The sequence below is a fragment of the Streptomyces sp. NPDC059092 genome, assembly GCF_042756365.1.
In the GTDB taxonomy this organism is placed as follows: domain Bacteria; phylum Actinomycetota; class Actinomycetes; order Streptomycetales; family Streptomycetaceae; genus Streptomyces.
On record NZ_JBHZEJ010000038.1, the window covers coordinates 15,309 to 33,545 of the forward strand.

At 72.6% G+C, this 18,237-nt stretch carries 18 protein-coding genes; 9 read left to right on the top strand and 9 right to left on the bottom strand.

The genetic code is table 11. The annotated features are described in order from the left end of the window. Positions 1-5 precede the first annotated feature (5 nt). From ACFXPL_RS21830 to ACFXPL_RS21840, 3 genes are all read left to right on the top strand, one after another. Complete coding sequence (locus ACFXPL_RS21830; RefSeq protein WP_384921939.1) at positions 6-509, top strand: DUF2809 domain-containing protein; 504 nt, start codon at positions 6-8, stop codon at positions 507-509. Between the two features lie 168 nt (positions 510-677). Continuing rightward, complete coding sequence (locus ACFXPL_RS21835) at positions 678-1,688, top strand: GlxA family transcriptional regulator (RefSeq protein WP_384921942.1); 1,011 nt, start codon at positions 678-680, stop codon at positions 1,686-1,688. 110 nt (positions 1,689-1,798) lie between these two features. Further along, on the top strand, positions 1,799-3,952 hold the full coding sequence (locus ACFXPL_RS21840; protein WP_384921945.1) for a transglycosylase domain-containing protein: 2,154 nt from the start codon (positions 1,799-1,801) through the stop codon (positions 3,950-3,952). On the opposite strand, the gene def is transcribed toward ACFXPL_RS21840, so the two are convergent. The 8 genes from def to ACFXPL_RS21880 form a co-directional block, all read right to left on the bottom strand. Next, positions 3,928-4,584 (bottom strand): peptide deformylase, encoded by a 657-nt coding sequence (gene def, locus ACFXPL_RS21845; RefSeq protein ID WP_384921948.1) that lies wholly within the window; start codon positions 4,582-4,584, stop codon positions 3,928-3,930. The genes ACFXPL_RS21840 and def overlap by 25 nt on opposite strands. Before the next feature lie 194 nt (positions 4,585-4,778). Then, the gene (locus tag ACFXPL_RS21850) at positions 4,779-5,783 is read right to left on the bottom strand and encodes a tetratricopeptide repeat protein (RefSeq protein ID WP_384921951.1); all 1,005 of its coding nucleotides are present in this window, start codon (positions 5,781-5,783) and stop codon (positions 4,779-4,781) included. Positions 5,784-5,890: 107 nt separating this feature from the next. After that, positions 5,891-7,189 (bottom strand): HD-GYP domain-containing protein, encoded by a 1,299-nt coding sequence (locus ACFXPL_RS21855; protein WP_384921954.1) that lies wholly within the window; start codon positions 7,187-7,189, stop codon positions 5,891-5,893. After that, positions 7,186-8,823, bottom strand: coding sequence for an HD-GYP domain-containing protein (locus ACFXPL_RS21860; protein ID WP_384921957.1), 1,638 nt, complete (start codon positions 8,821-8,823; stop codon positions 7,186-7,188). Before ACFXPL_RS21860 ends, ACFXPL_RS21855 begins: the two co-directional genes overlap by 4 nt. A gap of 210 nt (positions 8,824-9,033) precedes the next feature. Next, positions 9,034-9,414 carry a mycothiol system anti-sigma-R factor gene (rsrA, locus tag ACFXPL_RS21865; protein WP_384921960.1) on the bottom strand — a complete coding sequence of 127 codons (381 nt, stop codon included), beginning with the start codon at positions 9,412-9,414 and terminating at the stop codon, positions 9,034-9,036. Then, entirely contained in the window at positions 9,411-10,070 is a 660-nt protein-coding gene (locus ACFXPL_RS21870; protein ID WP_365812177.1) for a sigma-70 family RNA polymerase sigma factor, read from the bottom strand. Before ACFXPL_RS21870 ends, rsrA begins: the two co-directional genes overlap by 4 nt. A 345-nt stretch (positions 10,071-10,415) precedes the next feature. Continuing rightward, complete coding sequence (locus ACFXPL_RS21875; RefSeq protein ID WP_384921964.1) at positions 10,416-11,126, bottom strand: alpha/beta family hydrolase; 711 nt, start codon at positions 11,124-11,126, stop codon at positions 10,416-10,418. A gap of 22 nt (positions 11,127-11,148) precedes the next feature. Beyond that, positions 11,149-11,964, bottom strand: a complete 816-nt coding sequence (locus ACFXPL_RS21880; RefSeq protein WP_384921967.1) for an SOS response-associated peptidase — start codon at positions 11,962-11,964, stop codon at positions 11,149-11,151. Positions 11,965-12,140: 176 nt separating this feature from the next. Here ACFXPL_RS21880 and ACFXPL_RS21885 point away from each other — a divergent pair, with 176 nt between their 5' ends. The 4 genes from ACFXPL_RS21885 to ACFXPL_RS21900 all read left to right on the top strand — a co-directional run bounded on the left by ACFXPL_RS21885 (position 12,141) and on the right by ACFXPL_RS21900 (position 15,824). Beyond that, complete coding sequence (locus ACFXPL_RS21885; protein ID WP_384922065.1) at positions 12,141-12,854, top strand: M50 family metallopeptidase; 714 nt, start codon at positions 12,141-12,143, stop codon at positions 12,852-12,854. A gap of 129 nt (positions 12,855-12,983) precedes the next feature. Next, positions 12,984-14,342, top strand: a complete 1,359-nt coding sequence (gene aroA, locus ACFXPL_RS21890) for a 3-phosphoshikimate 1-carboxyvinyltransferase (protein ID WP_384921970.1) — start codon at positions 12,984-12,986, stop codon at positions 14,340-14,342. Between the two features lie 4 nt (positions 14,343-14,346). After that, a complete protein-coding gene (gene rsgA, locus ACFXPL_RS21895) occupies positions 14,347-15,357 on the top strand; it encodes a ribosome small subunit-dependent GTPase A (protein WP_384921973.1) in 1,011 nt (336 codons plus the stop codon). Between the two features lie 143 nt (positions 15,358-15,500). After that, positions 15,501-15,824, top strand: coding sequence for a DMT family transporter (locus ACFXPL_RS21900; protein WP_384921976.1), 324 nt, complete (start codon positions 15,501-15,503; stop codon positions 15,822-15,824). Here ACFXPL_RS21900 and ACFXPL_RS21905 read toward each other — a convergent pair. Beyond that, entirely contained in the window at positions 15,790-16,512 is a 723-nt protein-coding gene (locus tag ACFXPL_RS21905; protein WP_384921979.1) for a TetR/AcrR family transcriptional regulator, read from the bottom strand. The two genes, ACFXPL_RS21900 and ACFXPL_RS21905, sit on opposite strands and share 35 nt — an antisense overlap. 130 nt (positions 16,513-16,642) lie before the next feature. Between ACFXPL_RS21905 and hisN the strand changes: the two genes are divergently transcribed. Then, on the top strand, positions 16,643-17,443 hold the full coding sequence (hisN, locus tag ACFXPL_RS21910) for a histidinol-phosphatase (RefSeq protein ID WP_384921982.1): 801 nt from the start codon (positions 16,643-16,645) through the stop codon (positions 17,441-17,443). 346 nt (positions 17,444-17,789) lie between these two features. After that, the gene (locus ACFXPL_RS21915) at positions 17,790-18,191 is read left to right on the top strand and encodes a cyclic nucleotide-binding/CBS domain-containing protein (RefSeq protein ID WP_384921985.1); all 402 of its coding nucleotides are present in this window, start codon (positions 17,790-17,792) and stop codon (positions 18,189-18,191) included. Positions 18,192-18,237: the final 46 nt, after the last annotated feature.

Below are 18,237 nucleotides of genomic sequence, written 5' to 3' on the forward strand. Positions count from 1 at the left end.
TCCCCATGACGGAGACTCCCCGCCTCATGAGAACGCGCCTGGTGGCGTGTGGTGCCGCCGTGCTGACCGTCGCCGCCGGGCTGGGGCTCCGGTCCTTCGGCTCGGGCGACGTCGCCAAGTACGGGGGCGACGCGCTCTACACCGCGCTGGTGTACGTCCTGGTGGTGCTGGCCGTGCCCCGCGTGCGGCCCCGTACGGCCGCCGCGGTCGCGCTCGCGTTCAGTGTCGCCGTCGAGCTGCTCCAGCTCACCGGCGTCCCCGCCGAGCTGGCCGCGCGCAGTACCGCCGCGCGGCTGGTGCTCGGTTCGACGTTCAACGCGCCTGACCTGCTGTGGTACGCGGTCGGTGCGGCAGTCGGATGGGGCGTGCACGCGGGGTGTGCGCGGGTGTCCGGTCAGCGGGCCTCCCGGGGGCGGTCCGTACAGTCGGCGGAGCGACCCGCCCCCGTGGTTCCGGGGGTTCCGGGTGCTCCGCGCGGCGTATCCGGCGGTCGACCGCCCGGTCCTTGAGGTGCCAGTACACCGGCGGCGCCAGTACCAGGGCGAAGAGGGCGATCAGGGCGAGAACGGTGAGGAAGATGTCCATGTCCCTACTGTCGCCACCCGGCGCCGGAGGCGGCAGTGGCAGGACTGTCATCAACCCTCGAATTACTGCCACACCCCTGGCAGACTGGAACCATGCTGACCAATGTGGCCGCCGTCCTCCTCGACGGTGTGCACCCCTTCGAGCTCGGGGTCCTCTGCGAGGTCTTCGGCCTCGACCGCAGCGACCAGGGCCTGCCCGTCCACGACTTCGCCGTCGTCTCGGCGGAGGGGCCCGTCCTGCGGACCCACGCCGGGTTCACGCTGAGCGATCTGCACGGTCTCGACCGGCTGGAGGAGGCCGATCTGATCGCCGTGCCCGCCGGGAACACGTACACCACCCGCAGCTACCCGCCCGAGCTGCTGGCGGCCCTGCGCCGTGCCGTGGACCGCGGCTCCCGGGTGTTCAGCGTCTGCTCCGGGGTCTTCGTGCTCGGGGCCGCCGGGCTGCTGGACGGCCGGCGCTGCGCCGGGCACTGGCGGCACGCGGAAGAGCTGGCCCGCGCCTTCCCCCGGGCCACCGTCGAACCGGATGTGCTGTACGTGGACGACGACCCGGTCATCACCTCGGCGGGCACCGCGGCCGGGATCGACGCCTGTCTCCACCTCGTACGGAAGGAGTACGGGCCCGAGGTCGCCAACGCGATCGCCCGCCGCATGGTCGTACCGCCGCACCGGGACGGCGGGCAGGCGCAGTTCGTCGAGCGCCCGCTGCCCGCCTCGCCCTGCGACACGGTGGGCGACGTCCTCGGCTGGATGGAGCGGCACCTCGACCGTGAGATGACGGTCGAACAGCTCGCCGTACGGGCGCACATGTCGCCGCGCACCTTCGCGCGCCGCTTCCAGCAGGAGACGGGGACGACCCCGTACCGCTGGCTGCTGCGTCAACGCGTACTGCTGGCGCAGGAGTTGCTGGAGGGCACGGACGAGACGGTGGACAGCGTGGCGGGACGGGCCGGGTTCGGGAACGCGGCGGGGCTGCGCCACCACTTCCTGCGGACGCTCGGGACGACTCCGCACGCGTACCGCCGCACCTTCCGGGGCCCGTCGGACCTCGGAGCGGCCCTCAAAACCGACGTCCCGGCCGATAAACCCCTCCGCATGTGAAGATTCCCGCCTGCGGAACAACGGCCTCCGCCTTCCGGCACTCTTCCCTCCCGAGTCCGAGCAACCACCTTGCCCTGGTGGGCTCTTGACCGAGGAGGAGGTACGCGCCGATGAGACTGCCCCACGCACTCCGGTCGCGCCGCACCACACACGCCCAGGCCCGCCCCCACGCGGAACCCCCGTCCGGCCCGGCCGGCCGGCGCTTCATCGACTTCCCCCGCCACGGCCGCAGCGGCCTTCGGCGCTGGACGCCGTCCTGGAAGCTCACGTCCGGCCTCGCCGCGTTCTCCGCCGTCTCCCTGGGCGGGCTGTTCGCCGTCGTCTACACACAGGTCGAGATACCCGGCGTGCACGACTCCGCGCGCCGCCAGGCCACCGTCTACTACTGGGCCGACGGCAGCCGCATGGTGAGCGTCGGTGACGTCAACCGGCAGGACGTCACACTCGCGCAGGTCCCCCTCTCCGTCCAGCACGCCGTCATCGCCGCGGAGAACGCAGACTTCTACTCCGACTCCGGCGTCTCCCTCAGCGGCATCGCCCGCGCCGCCAAAAGCATCGTCGAGGGCGAGGAGACGCAGGGCGGCTCGACCCTCACCCAGCAGTACGTGAAGAACACGTACCTCACCCAGGACCAGACCGTCAGCCGCAAGGTCAAGGAACTCGTCCTCGCGCTGAAGATCACCAACAGCAGGAGCAAGGCGGAGATCCTGGAGGGCTACCTCAACACCTCCTGGTTCGGCCGCGACTCGTACGGCGTCCAGGCCGCCGCGTACGCCTACTACGGCGTCCCCGCCAAGGAACTGGACCCCAGCCAGGCCGCGCTGCTCGCCACCCTCCTCAAGGGCGCCGACAGTTACGACCCCGCGCTCAGCCCCGCCAACCACCGGCGGGCCGTGGAACGCTGGAGCTGGGTGCTGGACCGTCAGGTCGCGACCGGCCTGATGAGCGCCGCCGAGCGCGCCACGTACAAGGACTTCCCCGAACCGAGGAAGCCGGTCAAGCCGACCAGTCAGGCCGGACAGACCGGCTATCTCGTCGACATCGCCAACAAGTACCTCAAGAGCCGTGGTGGCATCACCGGCAAGGACCTCGCGGACGGCGGCTACCGCATCCGTACCACCTTCGAGAAGGACAAGGTGGACGCGCTGGCCAAGGCGGTCGAGAAGGTACGGAAGGACGGCCTCGACCCGGAGAAACGCGCGGCCGACCGGCATGTGGAGGTCGGCGCGGCGTCCGTACGGCCCGAGGACGGCGCGGTCGTCGCGGTGTACGGCGGCGCCGACGCCATCACCCACTTCAGCAACAACGCCGACACCTCGGGCGTGCCCGCCGGGTCCGCGTTCAAGCCGTTCGTGTACGCCGCGACGCTGGAGTACGGCTCCGGCGTGACGGGGAGGGACGACGGGCCCGTCGCGACGGCGGCCCCGCTCCCGGTGGAAGCCCAGGCGGCCGTGGACCCGTTCATGGGGTCAGCCCTGGCCAGGGCGATGCTGGGCACGGTCCACGCCCCGTTCGTGGCGGCGGGCGAGAAGGTCGGCCTGCGGAACGTCCGGCGGATGGCCGTCTCGGCCGGGCTGCGCGAGGAGTCCATGGCCGAACTGGAGCCGACGTTCTCCATCGGCACCTCGACCCCCAGCGCCGTCCGGCTGGCCAGCACCTACACGACCTTCGTCAACGACGGCATCCGGACCGAGCCGTACTCGGTGGCCTCGGTCGAGCGGGGCGGCGTCCCCGTCGACGGATTCGCCAGGCCCGAGCCGCGGCGCGCGATGAAGGCCGAGGTGGCCGCAGAAGTCTCCGGGGCACTCCTGGACACGGGGCGGAACGCCCTCGGCGCACTGGCGAAGAAGGAACTGGTGGAGCGGGGGAACCAGAAGGCCCCGGAGGAGGGGAAGACGCGGCAGGCGGCCCAGCGGGCCGGCGGGCCCCTCTGGGCGGGCGGCACCAACGCGGGCGACCGCATGCGCTCGGCGTGGTTCATCGGATCCACCGAGAAAATCTCGACGGCGATCGCGATGTTCCGTACGAAGCCGGACACCCCGCAGCTCCTGGGCATGCAGGGCGTCGGCGGCCCGGACACCGAGCGCGGCAACGTCTTTCCCGTACAGATCTGGGACGCGTACATGCGGACGGTGGCCCCCGAGTCGCCGGAGCCGTCCGGCGGCCTCCTCCCGCCGCGGGAGAAGGCGGCGTCCGGCGGCGCCAGGGGCGTCCGGAGCACTCAGGACGCCCCGGCCGCTCAGGGGTTGGGGACGACCTCGTAGCGCGGCGTGTTCTCCTCCATCTGCCGCAGCGCGTCCTTGCGGTCGCGCTTCGACAGCCGGTCGATGTACAGGTAGCCGTACAGGTGGTCCGTCTCGTGCTGGAGGCAGCGCGCGAAGTAGCCGGTGCCCGCGACCCTGATCGGGTTGCCCCGGGCGTCCTGGCCACGGACCACCGCGTAGTCGGGGCGGGCCAGCGCGGCGTACGCGGTCGGCACGGAGAGGCAGCCCTCGTTGGAGTCGTCGAGATGGCGCTCCGACGGGGGCAGTTCCTCCAGCACCGGATTGCAGACGGCGCCCACGTGCCGTGCGCCGTCGTCGTCCGGGCAGTCGTAGATGAAGACCTTCAGGTCCACACCGATCTGGTTGGCGGCCAGGCCCACGCCCTCGGCCGTGTGCTGGCTCGCGAACATGTCGTCGATCAGCGCGGCCAGCTCGTCGCCGAACTCCGTGACGTCCTGGCACTCCTTGTGGAGCACCGGGTTCCCGACGACGGTGATCGGGCGGGACGTGCCGCGCTCGCGGTGCGCCAGCTCACGGGCCGCCGCGTCCTCCGTGTCCACGACGAGCCCGTCCCCCGGCTCCGCCACCGAGGTGCCGCTCTCGTATCCCTGGTCCGTCTCCTGCTGCGCCATGTCCGCAGTACGCCTTCCTCGGTACCGATGCTGCTTGCACGGCCCCCGGCGATGTGCCGGTCGCGCCGTACAGACTTGTGCCCGTACAGAATAGGCGCAGCTCGCGGGGGGCTCACCGGAACCCGGATCCGGCTCCTCCAACGCCCGGGGCGATCCGCCCGCCCTGGCCGGGGCTCGTGCGCCCGGCGTTGCCGTCAGCACACTTCTTCGAGGTCGCGCCACTCCCGGCTGTCCGGACTGTCGGCCACCCATCCGTCCAGCAGCCCGCGCACCAGCCCCGGCGGCGCCGCGATCCCGCACTCACGCTCCGCGACCCACTGCTCACCGGCCGTACGGTGGCCCAGCGGCCCCGGGTGGCCCGGCTCGCTGTGGTCGTGCGGGTCGAGGTGCTCGCCTTCGCCCTCGGCGCTCGGCATCGTCGACTCCGAGCAGGCGCGGCAGAGCAGCCGTACGGAGGAGGACCAGTCCTCGGCGGCGAAACCGGCGTCGGCGGCCAGCCGCTCCAGGGCGTCCCTGTCCGCTTCCGTGGCCGCTTCGAGCAGCACGACCCAGGTCGGTACGGGCGAGGGCGCCCACAGCTCGATCTCGTCGAAGACGGGGTAGGCCCGGACGGCGCCGTCCGGGCTCGCGGCGGTGGTGCGCTCACCGTTCGGCACGCCGTCGTGCAGCACGACCTCGCCCCAGCGGCGGCCGGACGAGGGCAGCGGGATCGACAGGATCTCGATCCGCGCCGGGTCGAGCCTGCGGCCCCAGACCACCTCGGCCTCGCCCTCCGGGGAGAGCCGGACGGCCGCGCTGCCCAGCTCCATGCCGTCGGGTTCGCCGTTCGCCTCGGCGCTGTGCGGATTGCCCGGCACGCGCAGGCCGTACGCCTGCCAGGCGCGGCGGGCCAGCGGCCAGTCCTGGAGCGCGGTCGCCGCGATCCCGACGTTCCACCAGTCGGGGGCGCCGGTCTCCTTGTCGAGCAGGGCCACGGCGCGCAGCCCGGCGGCGCGCGCCTGCTCCCAGTCGTGCCGGAACTTGTGCAGCAGCGCCAGATTGAACCAGGACTCGGAGAGCCACGGTTCCAGATCGGCAGCGCGCGTCAGCAGCGCGCCCGCGTCCTCGTACCGGCCGTCACCGATCAGCGTGAACGCGCGGTCGGTGGCCTGCCGCCACGAGGCGGAGGGCCGATGCCGTACCTTCCCGAAGATCTTCACGATTCCCGCCTGCCGGTCGTCGGGCAGTGCCCCCTGACAATCTCTTCTTCCACCCTCTTCTTCGCATCCAACCATGCCCGGTCGGACGCCCGCTCATTACCCATGGGTTACCCCGCCCCACCAGGGGCCGGGCCGCCCCGGGAGAGGACGCGCGCCAGGGATTCCACCACCTCGGGCTGGTAGTCGTGCCCCGTACCGAGCCGTAGCCGCTCCAGCGCGCTGAGCGGTCCGCTCGCACTGGCACTTTCCCCGGCCAGGTCGTCGTACGCGTTGACGGCGCGGACGATCCGGGCCGGCAGCGGCTGCTCGCGGTACGGATCCGCCTGGCGCTCCACCACCATGGCTACGGCGGCGGGCACCCCGGTCTGGCGGACCACGGCGCCGCCGAGCAGGGCGATACGGCGCTGTTCCGCGACCGGGAGCAGCGCGGTGGCGCCCTCGGGTACCGGGTCGACGAGGGAGAGCTGGCCGATGTCGTGCATGAGCGCGGCGTACTCCAGAACGGTCAGCTCGGGCCCGGAGAGCCCCAGCTCGCGGCCGACGGCGCGGCTGAGGTCGGCGACCCTGCGGGCGTGTCCGTGCCGGGTGTATCCGGCGATCTCGGTGGCGCGGGCGAGTGAGGCGATGGTCTGGCGGTAGGTGGTGCGTACGGCGGCGTACCGGCGGAAGGAGACCTGGGTGAGCAGCAGCGGTACGCAGAACACGGGCAGCGCCCAGAGCCCCGCGACGGCGACGCCCAGCGCGATGACGGCGCCGGTGGCGCAGACGGCGGAGCCGATGTGCAGCAGGGCGCGCAGCTCGTCGCGGAGCAGCGGCCCGAAGGGGTGGCGGGTGCGGGCGCGCACCATCAGGGCGGCCAGGACGGCGTCGCAGAGCGCGGTGAGGACCAGCAGGAGGAGGAGCAGGAGCGCGTGGCCGGGGCCTGCGCCGACGTGTTCGCGCAGCTCGCCGGAGTTGTAGAGCGGCTGGAAACAGACGGCGGCGAAGCCGACCGTGAGGACGCGTCTGACCAGGTGGTCGAGGGTGGGGCCGTGGCCGCGCGCGACATGGGGCACGGCCCCGGCGAGCGTGGCGGCGAGGACGACGGTGACGGTCTGGAGCACGCCGTGGCTGGTCTCCTGCCCGGCGTTCTCGCCGAGCAGGGCGTAGGCGAGCGCCCCGGCGGCGCCGAGCGGAGCGGGCTCCCGCTCGCCGGGGAGCGCGCCCCAGCGGGCCAGTTCACCGACGGCGATGAGAACGCCGAAGGCGAGGGCGACCCGGGGTTCCGCGAGACCGTTCCAGAGGGTGGAGGCGAGGCCGGCGGCGGTGAGCAGCGCGGCCGTGCCGTACACGGCGACGACGGTGCGGGGGACGGTACGGGCGTGGCCGGCCGGGGCCCGGACGCCGGTGGTGGCGGTGGCGGTCATCGGGGGCCTCCTCGGCGTCCGCCCCGGGGCGGACCGCCGCCGGTCCTACGGGGGCTGTGCGGGGCGGACGCGGCGGATCCACCGGGTCCGGTGGCCGCTCCGGACGGGGCGGGCGGGGCAGGCGGGGCGGAGGGGGCGGATCCACCGGCGGTTCCGGATGTTCCGGACGGTCCGGATGTTCCGCACGGGGTTGAGGCCGATGGGGCGGAAACGCCGGACGGGGCGGCTGTGCCGGGCTTGGCCGCGCGGGCCGAAGGGACGTTTCCGCGTGGCCCCGGGGCGGACGGGGAAGCGGGGGCGGGCGGGGCGGGCGGGGTCGTCCCCTCGTCCGCCGTGACCGCCGTCCGCCAGCCGTGCCGGTCCAGGGCCCGGACCAGCGCCCCTACCATCACCGGGTCGAACTGCGTCCCCGCGCACCGCTCCAGCTCCGCGACCGCCGTCCCGACCGGCCGTCCGCGCCGGTACGAGCGGGTCGAGGTCATCGCGTCGAAGGCGTCGGCCACCGCCACCACCCGCGCGAACTCGGGGATCCGGTCCCCGGCGAGCCCGTACGGGTAGCCGCCGCCGTCCAGCCGCTCGTGGTGGTGGAGGATCGCGCCCCGCGCCTCGCCCAGGAAGGCGATGCCGCGCACCATCTCGTGTCCGTACTCGGGGTGCAGCTCGATGACGCGGCGCTCCTCGGGCGTCAGGGGGCCGTCCTTGCGCAGCACCCGGGTCGGCACGCCGAGCTTGCCGACGTCGTGCAGGATCCCGGCGAAGCGGAGGACTTCGATCCGCTCCCGCTCCATGCCCATCTCCTGGGCGATCAGTACGGAGGCGTGGCCCACGCGCTCACTGTGTCCCCGGGTGTACGTGTCCTTGATGTCGACCGCCTGGACGAGCGCCCTGATGGTGGCCTGGTGGGCGGCTCGCTCGCGGTGGTACTGGGCGAAGACCCAGCAGGAGATGTACATCGGCAGCAGGACCAGCAGCGCGGAGAGCGGCCCGTACGGACTGCGCCACAGGACGGCCATCATCAGCCCGGCCAGCCCGTGCGCGGCGTGCGGGGCGAGGGAGCCGGCGAGCAGTCCGCGCCAGGCGGCGCGCGGCTCCATCCGTTCGGCGACGACGAGGATCGAGCCGTCCAGCGCGGTGAGCACCAGGCAGAAGGCGAGGGCGGCGGCGCCCGCGGGGAGCAGGACGTACGGGAAGTCGGGCACCGTGAGCCCGTACCCCCCGCCGCCGAGCGCCACGGGCCCGCCGAAGAGCACCTGGGCCCGGGAAGCCGCCCAGGTGGCGAGGGCGAGCTGGGCCGCGCGCCAGACCCGCCGGGCGCTCCGCGGGCGCTGCTCGATCCGGCCGAGCAGCGCGCCCGGCACGGCGACCAGCGCCGCGGCGGCGGGCGGCAGCAGCAGGGCGGCGGCGAGCAGTACGGGGAAGAACGACCCGGCGGCGACGGGTACGGAGCCGTTCAGCGAGCGCCCGAGGACGCGGCAGCGCGCGGGCAGCTCGCAGAGCGCGTAGAGGGCGGCGAGCAGCCCGGCCGCGAGCCAGGGCGTGGAGCCGGGGTCGCGCAGGGCGGGCTGGACACAGGCGGCGGCGCAGACCGCGGTCACCAGGATGTACGCGCGCGCCGCTCCCCGTATGGCCCTCACGCGTCTCCGCCCCTCCCTCGGCTCCGCCCAAACAGAGGGTCAGGCTAGCGAGTTGGGGGGCGATCATCGGGTAGTTGGCGCCGATTAGCACCTTCGGGTGAAAAAGGTGCTATGAACCGTGACGGGGGCGCACCGCACTCTGTGCGATACGCCCCCGTCATGGCACCGGTGGTCGCGCCGTCCGTCGCGGACGGCGGGACGGCGCCCGGCTCACTCCTTGGCGACACCCGGCAGATCGCTGCCGGACGGCCGGGCCCGCGCGGCGGTGGTGACGGATGTCGTCGACACGTCGTCCCCGCTCGCCGACACCGACACGTCATGGTCGGGCACCGCCTCGCCCGACCGGATCAGGTCGATCCGCCCCAGTACCTTGGAGCGCAGGTCGGCCGGTACGTCGTCGTGCCCGCAGCACCGTTTCACCAGCTTCTTCACGGCCTGCTCAAGGCCGTACTTCTCCAGGCACGGGGAGCACTCCTCGAAGTGGACCTCGAACTTGGTGCAGTCGCTGTCGGGCATCTCCCGGTCGAGGAACTCGTAGAGGTGGTCGAGAACCTCGGCGCAATCCGTCTCATGCGGCCCTCCGCAGCTCATGAGCCCGAACCTTTCCGATCGTCCGACGACTCCCCGGCACCCGCCGGGACGAGCCCGCGGTCGCGGGCGTAATCCTCCAGCATGCCGCGCAACTGGCGGCGGCCACGGTGGAGTCGTGACATCACCGTACCGATGGGTGTCCCCATGATGTCCGCGATCTCCTTGTAGGCAAAGCCCTCTACATCGGCGAGATAAACGGCGATGCGGAACTCCTCCGGAATCGCCTGGAGCGCCGACTTCACATCGGAGTCCGGAAGGTGGTCCAGCGCCTGCGACTCGGCGGAGCGCAGCCCGGTCGACATGTGCGACTCGGCGCGTGCGAGCTGCCAGTCCTCGATCTCCTCGGCGGCGCTGCGCTGGGGTTCCCGCTGCTTCTTGCGGTACGAGTTGATGAAGGTGTTCGTGAGGATGCGGTACATCCACGCCTTGAGGTTGGTGCCCTCACGGAACTGGTGGAAAGAGGCGTACGCCTTGGCATAGGTCTCCTGCACCAGGTCCTCGGCGTCGGCCGGATTGCGCGTCATGCGCAGCGCGGCCGAGTACATCTGATCGAGGTAGCCCAGGGCGTCCCGCTCGAAGCGGGCGTTGCGCTCGGCAGTGGTCTCTTCGATGTGGCCGTCGTCGGTCGCTCCGTCGGTCCCAGTGACCGGACCCACCTCCTCCAACGCTGTGGCGGATCCGAATGCGGACCCACTCGAATCGGAGAATAGTCGACCTTGCTGGGACGGGGCCTGTCGGTCCGTCCCGGCGCCGGCCCGACCGGGGGCGTTCCTGGCCGCGGAAAGCACAGTCCACTCCAGGTCAGTGGCGTCTGAGCGGCGCGGGCATATGGTCGAACCCATACGACGGACTCCCTTTCGATGCGCTGAGTACCGATGTTCGTCACAACAGCGCCCCCGTGCGCATCATTCCCGCCCGGACGATCCGGTGCCCCTCCTGCCGGGGCCTCCCGTGCGGCGGCTCCACTGCCGTGGCTCCACTGCCGTGGCTCTCGTGGCGGATCAGGCCGGGCCGAGCCCGTCCAGCCAGGCGGCCACGCCCCCGGTGATCGTTTCCAGAGCCTCGTCCTGCCCGAGGGGCGCCCGCTCGGGTACGGCGAAGGAGTGGTCGCCGTACGGCACCTCAAGAAGCCCGTAGCCGGCTCCGCCCAGGGACGCGGCGGACTCGGAGGGCTCCGGTCCGGTGGACTCTGAGGGCTCAGGAAACTCCGCGGGCTTCCCGAAGGGGTCGTTCCCTCCCTGAACGACCAGGGTGGGCACCCCGGAGCCCAGCAGCTCGGCGGCCCGGGACTTCTCCGGGCGGCCCGGCGGGTGCAGCGGGAAGCTCAGCGCGAGTACGGCGCGGGCGCCCAGCTCGCGCCCCGTACGGCAGGCCACGCGCGCCCCCGCGCTGCGCCCGCCCGCGACGAGCCCGATTCCCGGCTCCCGCCGCGCCAGTGCGGGCCACAGCGCCCGCCAGCCGGTGTCCAGGGTCGCGGGCGCGGGCGCCACCTTCTTCCCGGCCACCCGCCACGGCTGCTCCACCAGGGCGACGGTCACCCCGAGCGGGGGCAGCGCCGCGGCGAGGGCCCGCAGGTCGCGCGCCTCGATCCCGCCGCCCGCGCCATGGCCGAGGGCGAGGACGAGACGCGGACGCGGGGCGGGGTGCCAGGTGATCCTGGCGTCCCCGGCGGGGGTGGCGACGGTCTCGGTGTCTGTGGTCACCCGGTCCATCCTGCCGCCCGGGAAAGGATCTTCAGAACAGCGTGCTCTCCTCCGGCGCGGCCAGCTCCGCCAGCAGCTCGGGCCCGTTGTTGCGCACGCTGCTGACCTCCGTGGTGACCGGGTACGCCCGCATCAGCCCGGCCGGCGGCGGCGTCAGCAGCCCCAGCAGGTCGTCCGGGTCCGTACGGGAGGGGTCCAGCCAGGCGTCCCAGCGGTCCGGGGTCAGCATCAGCGGCATCCGGGGGTGGATCTCGGCCAGCGTCCCGGGGCCCTCCGCCGGGGCCACCCCGAGCGGGGTCGTCTCCGCCTCCGTGGTGATCACCGAGCAGGTCGCCCACCAGGCCAGCGGATGGTCGGGCGGCAGGGTCGGGTCGCGCCAGAACTCGTACATCCCGGCCAGCGCCATCACGGAGCCGTCCGCGGGGGTCACGAAGTACGGCTGCTTGCGCGTCCGCTTCTTCTTGCCCTGTTCCTCCAGCCGGCGCTCGTCGGGGCCGGTGACCCACTCGTAGTAGCCGTCGGCGGGCAGGATGCACCGCCGCGAGGCGAAGGGCCGGCGGAAGGACGGCTTCTCGTGGACGGTCTCGGCCCGCGCGTTGATCATCCGGGCGGCGCCCTCGGGCGTCTTCGACCAGGACGGTACGAGCCCCCACCTGAGCCGCCGGAGCTGGCGCACGGGCCGCGGCGTGGGTGCGTCCTTCAAGGGGCGCTCAAGGACCGCGTAGACCTCTTTGGTCGGCGCCACGTTCCAGTCCGGGGCGAGCGTCTCCTCCGGCTCCCACTTCTCGACCCCGAAGATCTCCTGAAGCTCCTCGGGCCGGCGGCTCGCCGCGTACCTGCCGCACATTCCCCATCACCACCTTGGACCGGCCGGCAGTCGCAGACCGGCCTTATGAACTGCCTGTGCGTTCTCGTCCGCCGGAACGGCGGGCGGCGGGTGAGCGTCTTTACCCCGTACCGCGTATGAGTGCCAGACTGCCACGACGCACATCCAGTTGAGGAGCCGCCCGAGAAATGGCCAGCATCGACCCGACCTCTCTCGGCGATCTCTGGGATCGCGTCTTCGGCACCCAGTCCCCTCCGGACGAGTGGCTGATGATCGTCACAGCGGTCGTCGCGCTCATCGCCGTCGTGCCCCGCGCGCTGTGGCGGCTCTCGCGCAACGCGATCACAATCGCGCACGAGGGCGGCCACGGGCTGATAGCCCTGGTCACGGGGCGCAGACTCGACGGAATACGGCTGCACTCCGACACCTCGGGGCTCACCGTCAGCCGGGGAAGGCCCACCGGCCTCGGCATGATCCTCACGGCCGCCGCCGGCTACACCGCCCCACCCCTGCTGGGACTCGGCGGCGCCTGGCTGCTCGCCGCCGACCACATCACCCTGCTGCTGTGGCTGGCGACCGCGCTGCTGCTCGCGATGCTGGTGATGATCCGTAACGCGTACGGGGCGCTCACCGTGATCGTCACCGGCGCCGCCTTCCTCCTCATCTCCTGGCTGACCAGCCCCGACGTCCAGGCGGCGTTCGCGTACACCGCCGTCTGGTTCCTGCTCCTCGGCGGGGTGCGCCCGGCCTTCGAGCTCCAGGCGAAGCGGCGGTACGGCGGCGCCGGGGACTCGGACGCGGACCAGCTCGGCCGGCTCACCCACACGCCGCCCACCCTGTGGCTGCTCTTCTTCCACGCCGTCTCGCTCTGCTCCCTGATCGGCGGCGGACGCTGGCTGCTGGACCTCTGACCGCCGGCCGGCCGCCGGCCCGGTGGTCCTCACCGGCCTCCACACGTGGTCACGACGCGGGGTGTACGCCCGGGTTGCCACGCATTTGATCAGGATCGGGCTCCGTCAAGAGCCACTAAAGTGTGGGGCATGACCGAGAGCTCCGTGCAGTCCGCCCACTGGCCCGCCCCCTACGCGAGCGGGGCCGTCGAAGCGACGGTCACCGTGCCCGGATCGAAATCGGTCACCAACCGCGGTCTCGTCCTCGCCGCGCTGGCCGCCGAGCCCGGCTGGCTGCGCCGTCCGCTGCGCTCCCGCGACACGCTGCTCATGGCGGAGGCGCTGCGCGCGATGGGCGTCGGCATCGAGGAGACCGTCTCGTCCAGCTCCGGCGGCACCGCCGGCGGCCCCAGCGGCGAGGCGTGGCGCGTGATCCCCGCCGGGCTGCACGGCCCGGCCTCGGTCGACGTCGGCAACGCCGGTACGGTGATGCGCTTCCTGCCGCCCGTGGCGACCCTCGCCGACGGACCCGTCCGCTTCGACGGCGACCCCCGCTCGTACGAGCGCCCCCTGCACAGCGTCATCGACGCGCTGCGCGTCCTCGGCGCCCGGATCGACGACGACGACCGCGGCTCGCTCCCGCTCACCGTGCACGGCGGCGGCGCGCTGGACGGCGGCACGGTCGAGATCGACGCCTCGGCGTCCTCCCAGTTCGTCTCGGCGCTGCTGCTCTCCGCACCGCGCTTCAACCAGGGCGTGGAGGTACGGCACACCGGCTCCGTACTCCCCTCCCTGCCGCACATCCGGATGACCGTCGACATGCTGCGCGGGGTCGGCGCGCAGGTCGACGAGCCCGAGACGGGCGGCGAGCCGAACGTCTGGCGGGTCTCCCCCAGCGCGCTCCTCGGCCGCGATCTGACGGTCGAGCCCGATCTGTCCAACGCCCAGCCGTTCCTGGCCGCAGCGCTGATCACCGGCGGCCGGGTGACCGTCCCCGACTGGCCCGCGCGGACCACCCAGCCGGGTGACGCGCTGCGCGAGATCTTCACCGCGATGGGCGGCTCCTGCGAGTTCACCGGGACCGCCGGGTCCACCAGCCTCACCCTCACCGGTTCCGGCCGGATCCACGGCGTCGACCTCGACCTGAGCGAGGTCGGCGAGCTGACGCCCGGCATCGCGGCCGTCGCCGCGCTCGCCGACTCGCCGTCCACCCTGCGCGGCGTCGCCCATCTGCGGCTCCACGAGACGGACCGGCTGGCCGCGCTCACCAAGGAGATCAACGAGCTGGGCGGCGACGTCACCGAGACCGCGGACGGGCTGCACATCCGGCCGCGCCCGCTGCACGGCGGGGTGTTCCACACGTACGACGACCACCGCATGGCCACGGCCGGTGCGATCATCGGCCTCGTCGTGCCCGGGGTGGAGATCGAGAACGTCTCCACGACCGCCAAGACCCTGCCCGACTTCCCGCGGATGTGGACAGAGATGCTCGCGGGAGCGGGAGCCTGAGGGCATGCGGCGCTACGGCAAGAACCCCGACGAGGACGACATCCGCTCCCGCCCCAACCCCAAGGGCAACCGGCCGCGCACGAACATCAGGCCCAAGCACGAGGACGCGTCCGAGGGCATGGTCCTGACCGTCGACCGCGGCCGGCTGACCTGTCTCGTCGAGGACCGGGTCATCCTCGCGATGAAGGCGCGCGAGCTGGGCCGCAAGGCCGCCGTCGTCGGGGACCAGGTCTTCCTGGTCGGGGACCTGTCCGGCAAGAAGGACACCCTCGCCCGGATCGTACGGATCGAGAAGCGCCGCTCCGTGCTGCGTCGTACGGCCGACGACGACGACCCGTACGAGCGCGTGGTCGTCGCCAACGCCGACCAGCTCGCCGTGGTCACCGCGCTCGCCGACCCGGAGCCGCGCCCCCGGCTGATCGACCGCTGTCTGGTCGCGGCGTTCGACGGCGGCCTCGAACCGCTCCTCGTCCTCACCAAGTCCGATCTCGCACCGCCGGATCAGCTGCTGGAGACCTACCGGGCGCTCGGCATCCGCCATGTCGTCACACGGCGGGACGAACTGATGAGCGGGCACGCCGCCGATCTCGTACGCGAATACCTCGACGGCCGGGTCACCGCCTTCGTCGGCCACTCGGGCGTCGGCAAGACGACCCTGGTCAACGCGCTCGTACCGGACGACCGGCAGAGGATCACCGGCGACGTCAACGCCGTGACGGGGCGCGGCCGGCACACCACCACCTCGGCGCTCGCGCTGCCGCTGGCCAAGGCGGAGGGCTGGGTGATCGACACCCCCGGCATCCGCTCCTTCGGGCTCCACCACGTCGACCCGTCGCGGGTCGTCCTCGCCTTCCCCGACCTCGTACCGGGTACGGAGGGGTGCCCGCGCGCGTGCAGCCACGACGAGGCGGAGTGCGCGCTCGACGCCTGGGTGGCCGAGGGCCACGCCGATCCCGCGCGGCTGTACTCGCTCCGGCGGCTGCTCTCCACGCGGGAGCGACGCGAGGGAGACTGACCGCACCGGGCCGTGGCCACGTTTGCCGACCCGGGCGACTGGTAAGGGCATAATCACACCAGGTGGGACAGTTGGTCACAGACGGTCGTCAGTGCCTGCCGGCAGGCCGGCGGGGCCGTCACTGACGTGGGGAGACGTGTGACATGGCGTGGCTGCTCGTTGTGGTGGCGGGGATCCTGGAAACCGGTTTCGCCGTCTGTCTCAAGCTGTCCCACGGATTCACCCGGCTCTGGCCGACGATCGCCTTCGCGGCCTTCGCGCTCGGCAGCTTCGGACTGCTGACGCTCGCCCTGCGGAAGCTCGACGTGGGCCCCGCGTACGCGGTGTGGACGGGCATCGGCGCGGCCGGTACGGCGATCTACGGCATGGTCTTCCTGGGCGACATCGTGTCCGTACTCAAACTCGTCTCCATCTCGCTGGTGATCGTCGGCGTCATCGGGCTCCAGCTCTCGGGCTCGGCGCACTGAGCAGCGCGGACGGCGACGCCGTGACGGCGGTGCGGACCAGCGGGCCCACGGGCTCGGCGCCAGGCGCGACGAGATGGGCGAGCGCGAGCCGCATGGCCAGTTCGCAGCGGTAGAGCAGTTCGGTACGGCCGTACGCGGCGAACCGGCTGTGGCCGGCCGGCCCGGCATGGCCCCCGTGCCCGTGTTCGGTACGGCCGTGCTCCGGACGCCCGTGGTCCTTACGGGTGGGATCCAGCGCCGCCGCGGACCTGTCCCGTACGAGCGCCACCAGCTCGGTGGTCGCGGGCGGCCCCGCGTCGGCGCGCCGCTGCGCCGGGATGCCGGACGGGGTGGCGCCGGCGCGCGCGGGGCGCGGGGCGGGCAGCCACTCTCCCCAGCAGCCGGTGAGCAGCGCCCGTAACAGCGGCCGGGCGCGCGCCTCCCCGACCGTCCACTCGGCGACCGCGACCAGCCGGTCGGCGGCGTCGGCACGTTCACGCAGCAGCCGTTCCACACCGTGCAGATAGCGGTCGGCCTCGCGCCGTACGAGGGCGCGGGCCAGACCGTCCTTGCTGCCGAACTCGTTGTACAGGGTCTGCCGGGAGACCCCGCCCGCCGCCGCCACATCGACCATGCGCACCGCGGACCACGGCTGGTCGGCGAGGGCCGAAAGGGCAGCACTGAGCAGGGCTTCACGCGCGCTGGGCATCGTCGCCTCCGGGGCCGTGCGGCTCTGCGCACAGAGTTGACGGACCGTCGCTCACTGTCAAGACCGTCGTCGGGTTCCGGCCGAAGGGGCCCGTGGCAGCGGCACCGCCCCGGTGGATACTGTGGCGTGCATGTCCGACTACCACGATGACCTGCGTCTCGCCCACGTACTGGCGGACGCCGCCGACGCCGCGACGATGGACCGGTTCAAGGCCCTGGACCTCAAGGTCGAGACGAAACCGGACATGACCCCGGTCAGTGAGGCCGACAAGGCGGCCGAGGAACTGATCCGCGGCAATCTCCAGCGGGCGAGGCCACGCGACGCGATCCTGGGCGAGGAGTACGGCGTCGAGGGCACCGGCCCGCGCCGCTGGGTCATCGACCCGATCGACGGCACGAAGAACTATGTACGCGGCGTGCCGGTCTGGGCGACGCTCATCGCACTGATGGTCGCAGGTGAGGGCGGTTACGAGCCGGTCGTCGGCGTGGTGTCCGCGCCCGCGCTGGGCCGCCGCTGGTGGGCCGCGAAGGGCGGCGGCGCCTACACGGGGCGCAGTCTGTCGTCGGCGACCCGGCTGCGCGTCTCGGACGTCTCGCGCGTACCGGACGCGTCGTTCGCGTACTCCTCGCTCACCGGCTGGGAGGAACAGGGCCGGCTCGACGGTTTCCTCGACCTGTCCAGGGCGTGCTGGCGAACGCGCGGTTATGGCGACTTCTGGCCCTACATGATGGTCGCCGAGGGCTCGGTGGACATGTGCGCGGAGCCGGAACTGTCGCTCTGGGACATGGCGGCCACCGCGATCGTCGTCGAGGAGGCGGGCGGCAGCTTCACCGGCCTGGACGGCCGCCGGGGCCCGCACAGCGGCAACGCGGCGGCGTCGAACGGCGTCCTCCACGAAGAACTCCTGGGCTACCTGAATCAGCGCTACTGATTTTTTGGAGGCTCGGCTCGCCTCCGGGGCGCGGCAGATCGACGCCAACGGCCGACCAGGCGAGGGGGCGGGGCGAGTACGGTCGACCGTCGGCGGTGCCTGCGGCCGGAGGCCGCTGATGAGCGCGGCAAGCGCCCCGGAGGCGAACCGAGCCCTCAAAAAAAGGGGGGGTGTTTGTCTGGTTTATGGGCGCCCCCGGCCATGCCCCGCCCGCCCCCTTGTTGACTCAGCGCAACCGTGTCACCCTGAAGACCTCCCCCACTTGTGAACTTGTGAATCGTTTCTCCAGGGTCCCCCGCTCCCCCGGGACCCGGAAACCGGCTCACCAAGGAGGTGGCTCCACCCCATGCTTGTCCGTGACGCCATGAGCTCGGTGGTTCTGACCATCGGGCCCACGCATACGCTCCGCCAGGCCGCCGGGCTGATGTCGGCCCGCCGCATCGGCGCCGCCGTCGTCCTCGACACCGATCACTGCGGTATCGGCATCCTCACCGAACGTGACATTCTCAACTCGCTCGGCGCGGGCCAGAGCCCGGACGTCGAGACCGCCTGTTCGCACACCACGACCGACGTCGTCTTCGCCTCGCCGGTCTGGACGCTCGAAGAGGCCGCGGCGGCCATGTCGACCGGCGGCTTCCGTCATCTGATCGTGCTCGACGAGCGCGAGCCCGTCGGCATCGTCTCCGTACGCGACATCCTCCGCTGCTGGGCCCCGGTCCGGCGCGAAACAGCCGTCCTGACCGGCTGAACCGGCGCTGCCTCCGGACGCCCCCGAGGGTGGCGGAAGGGGCCGG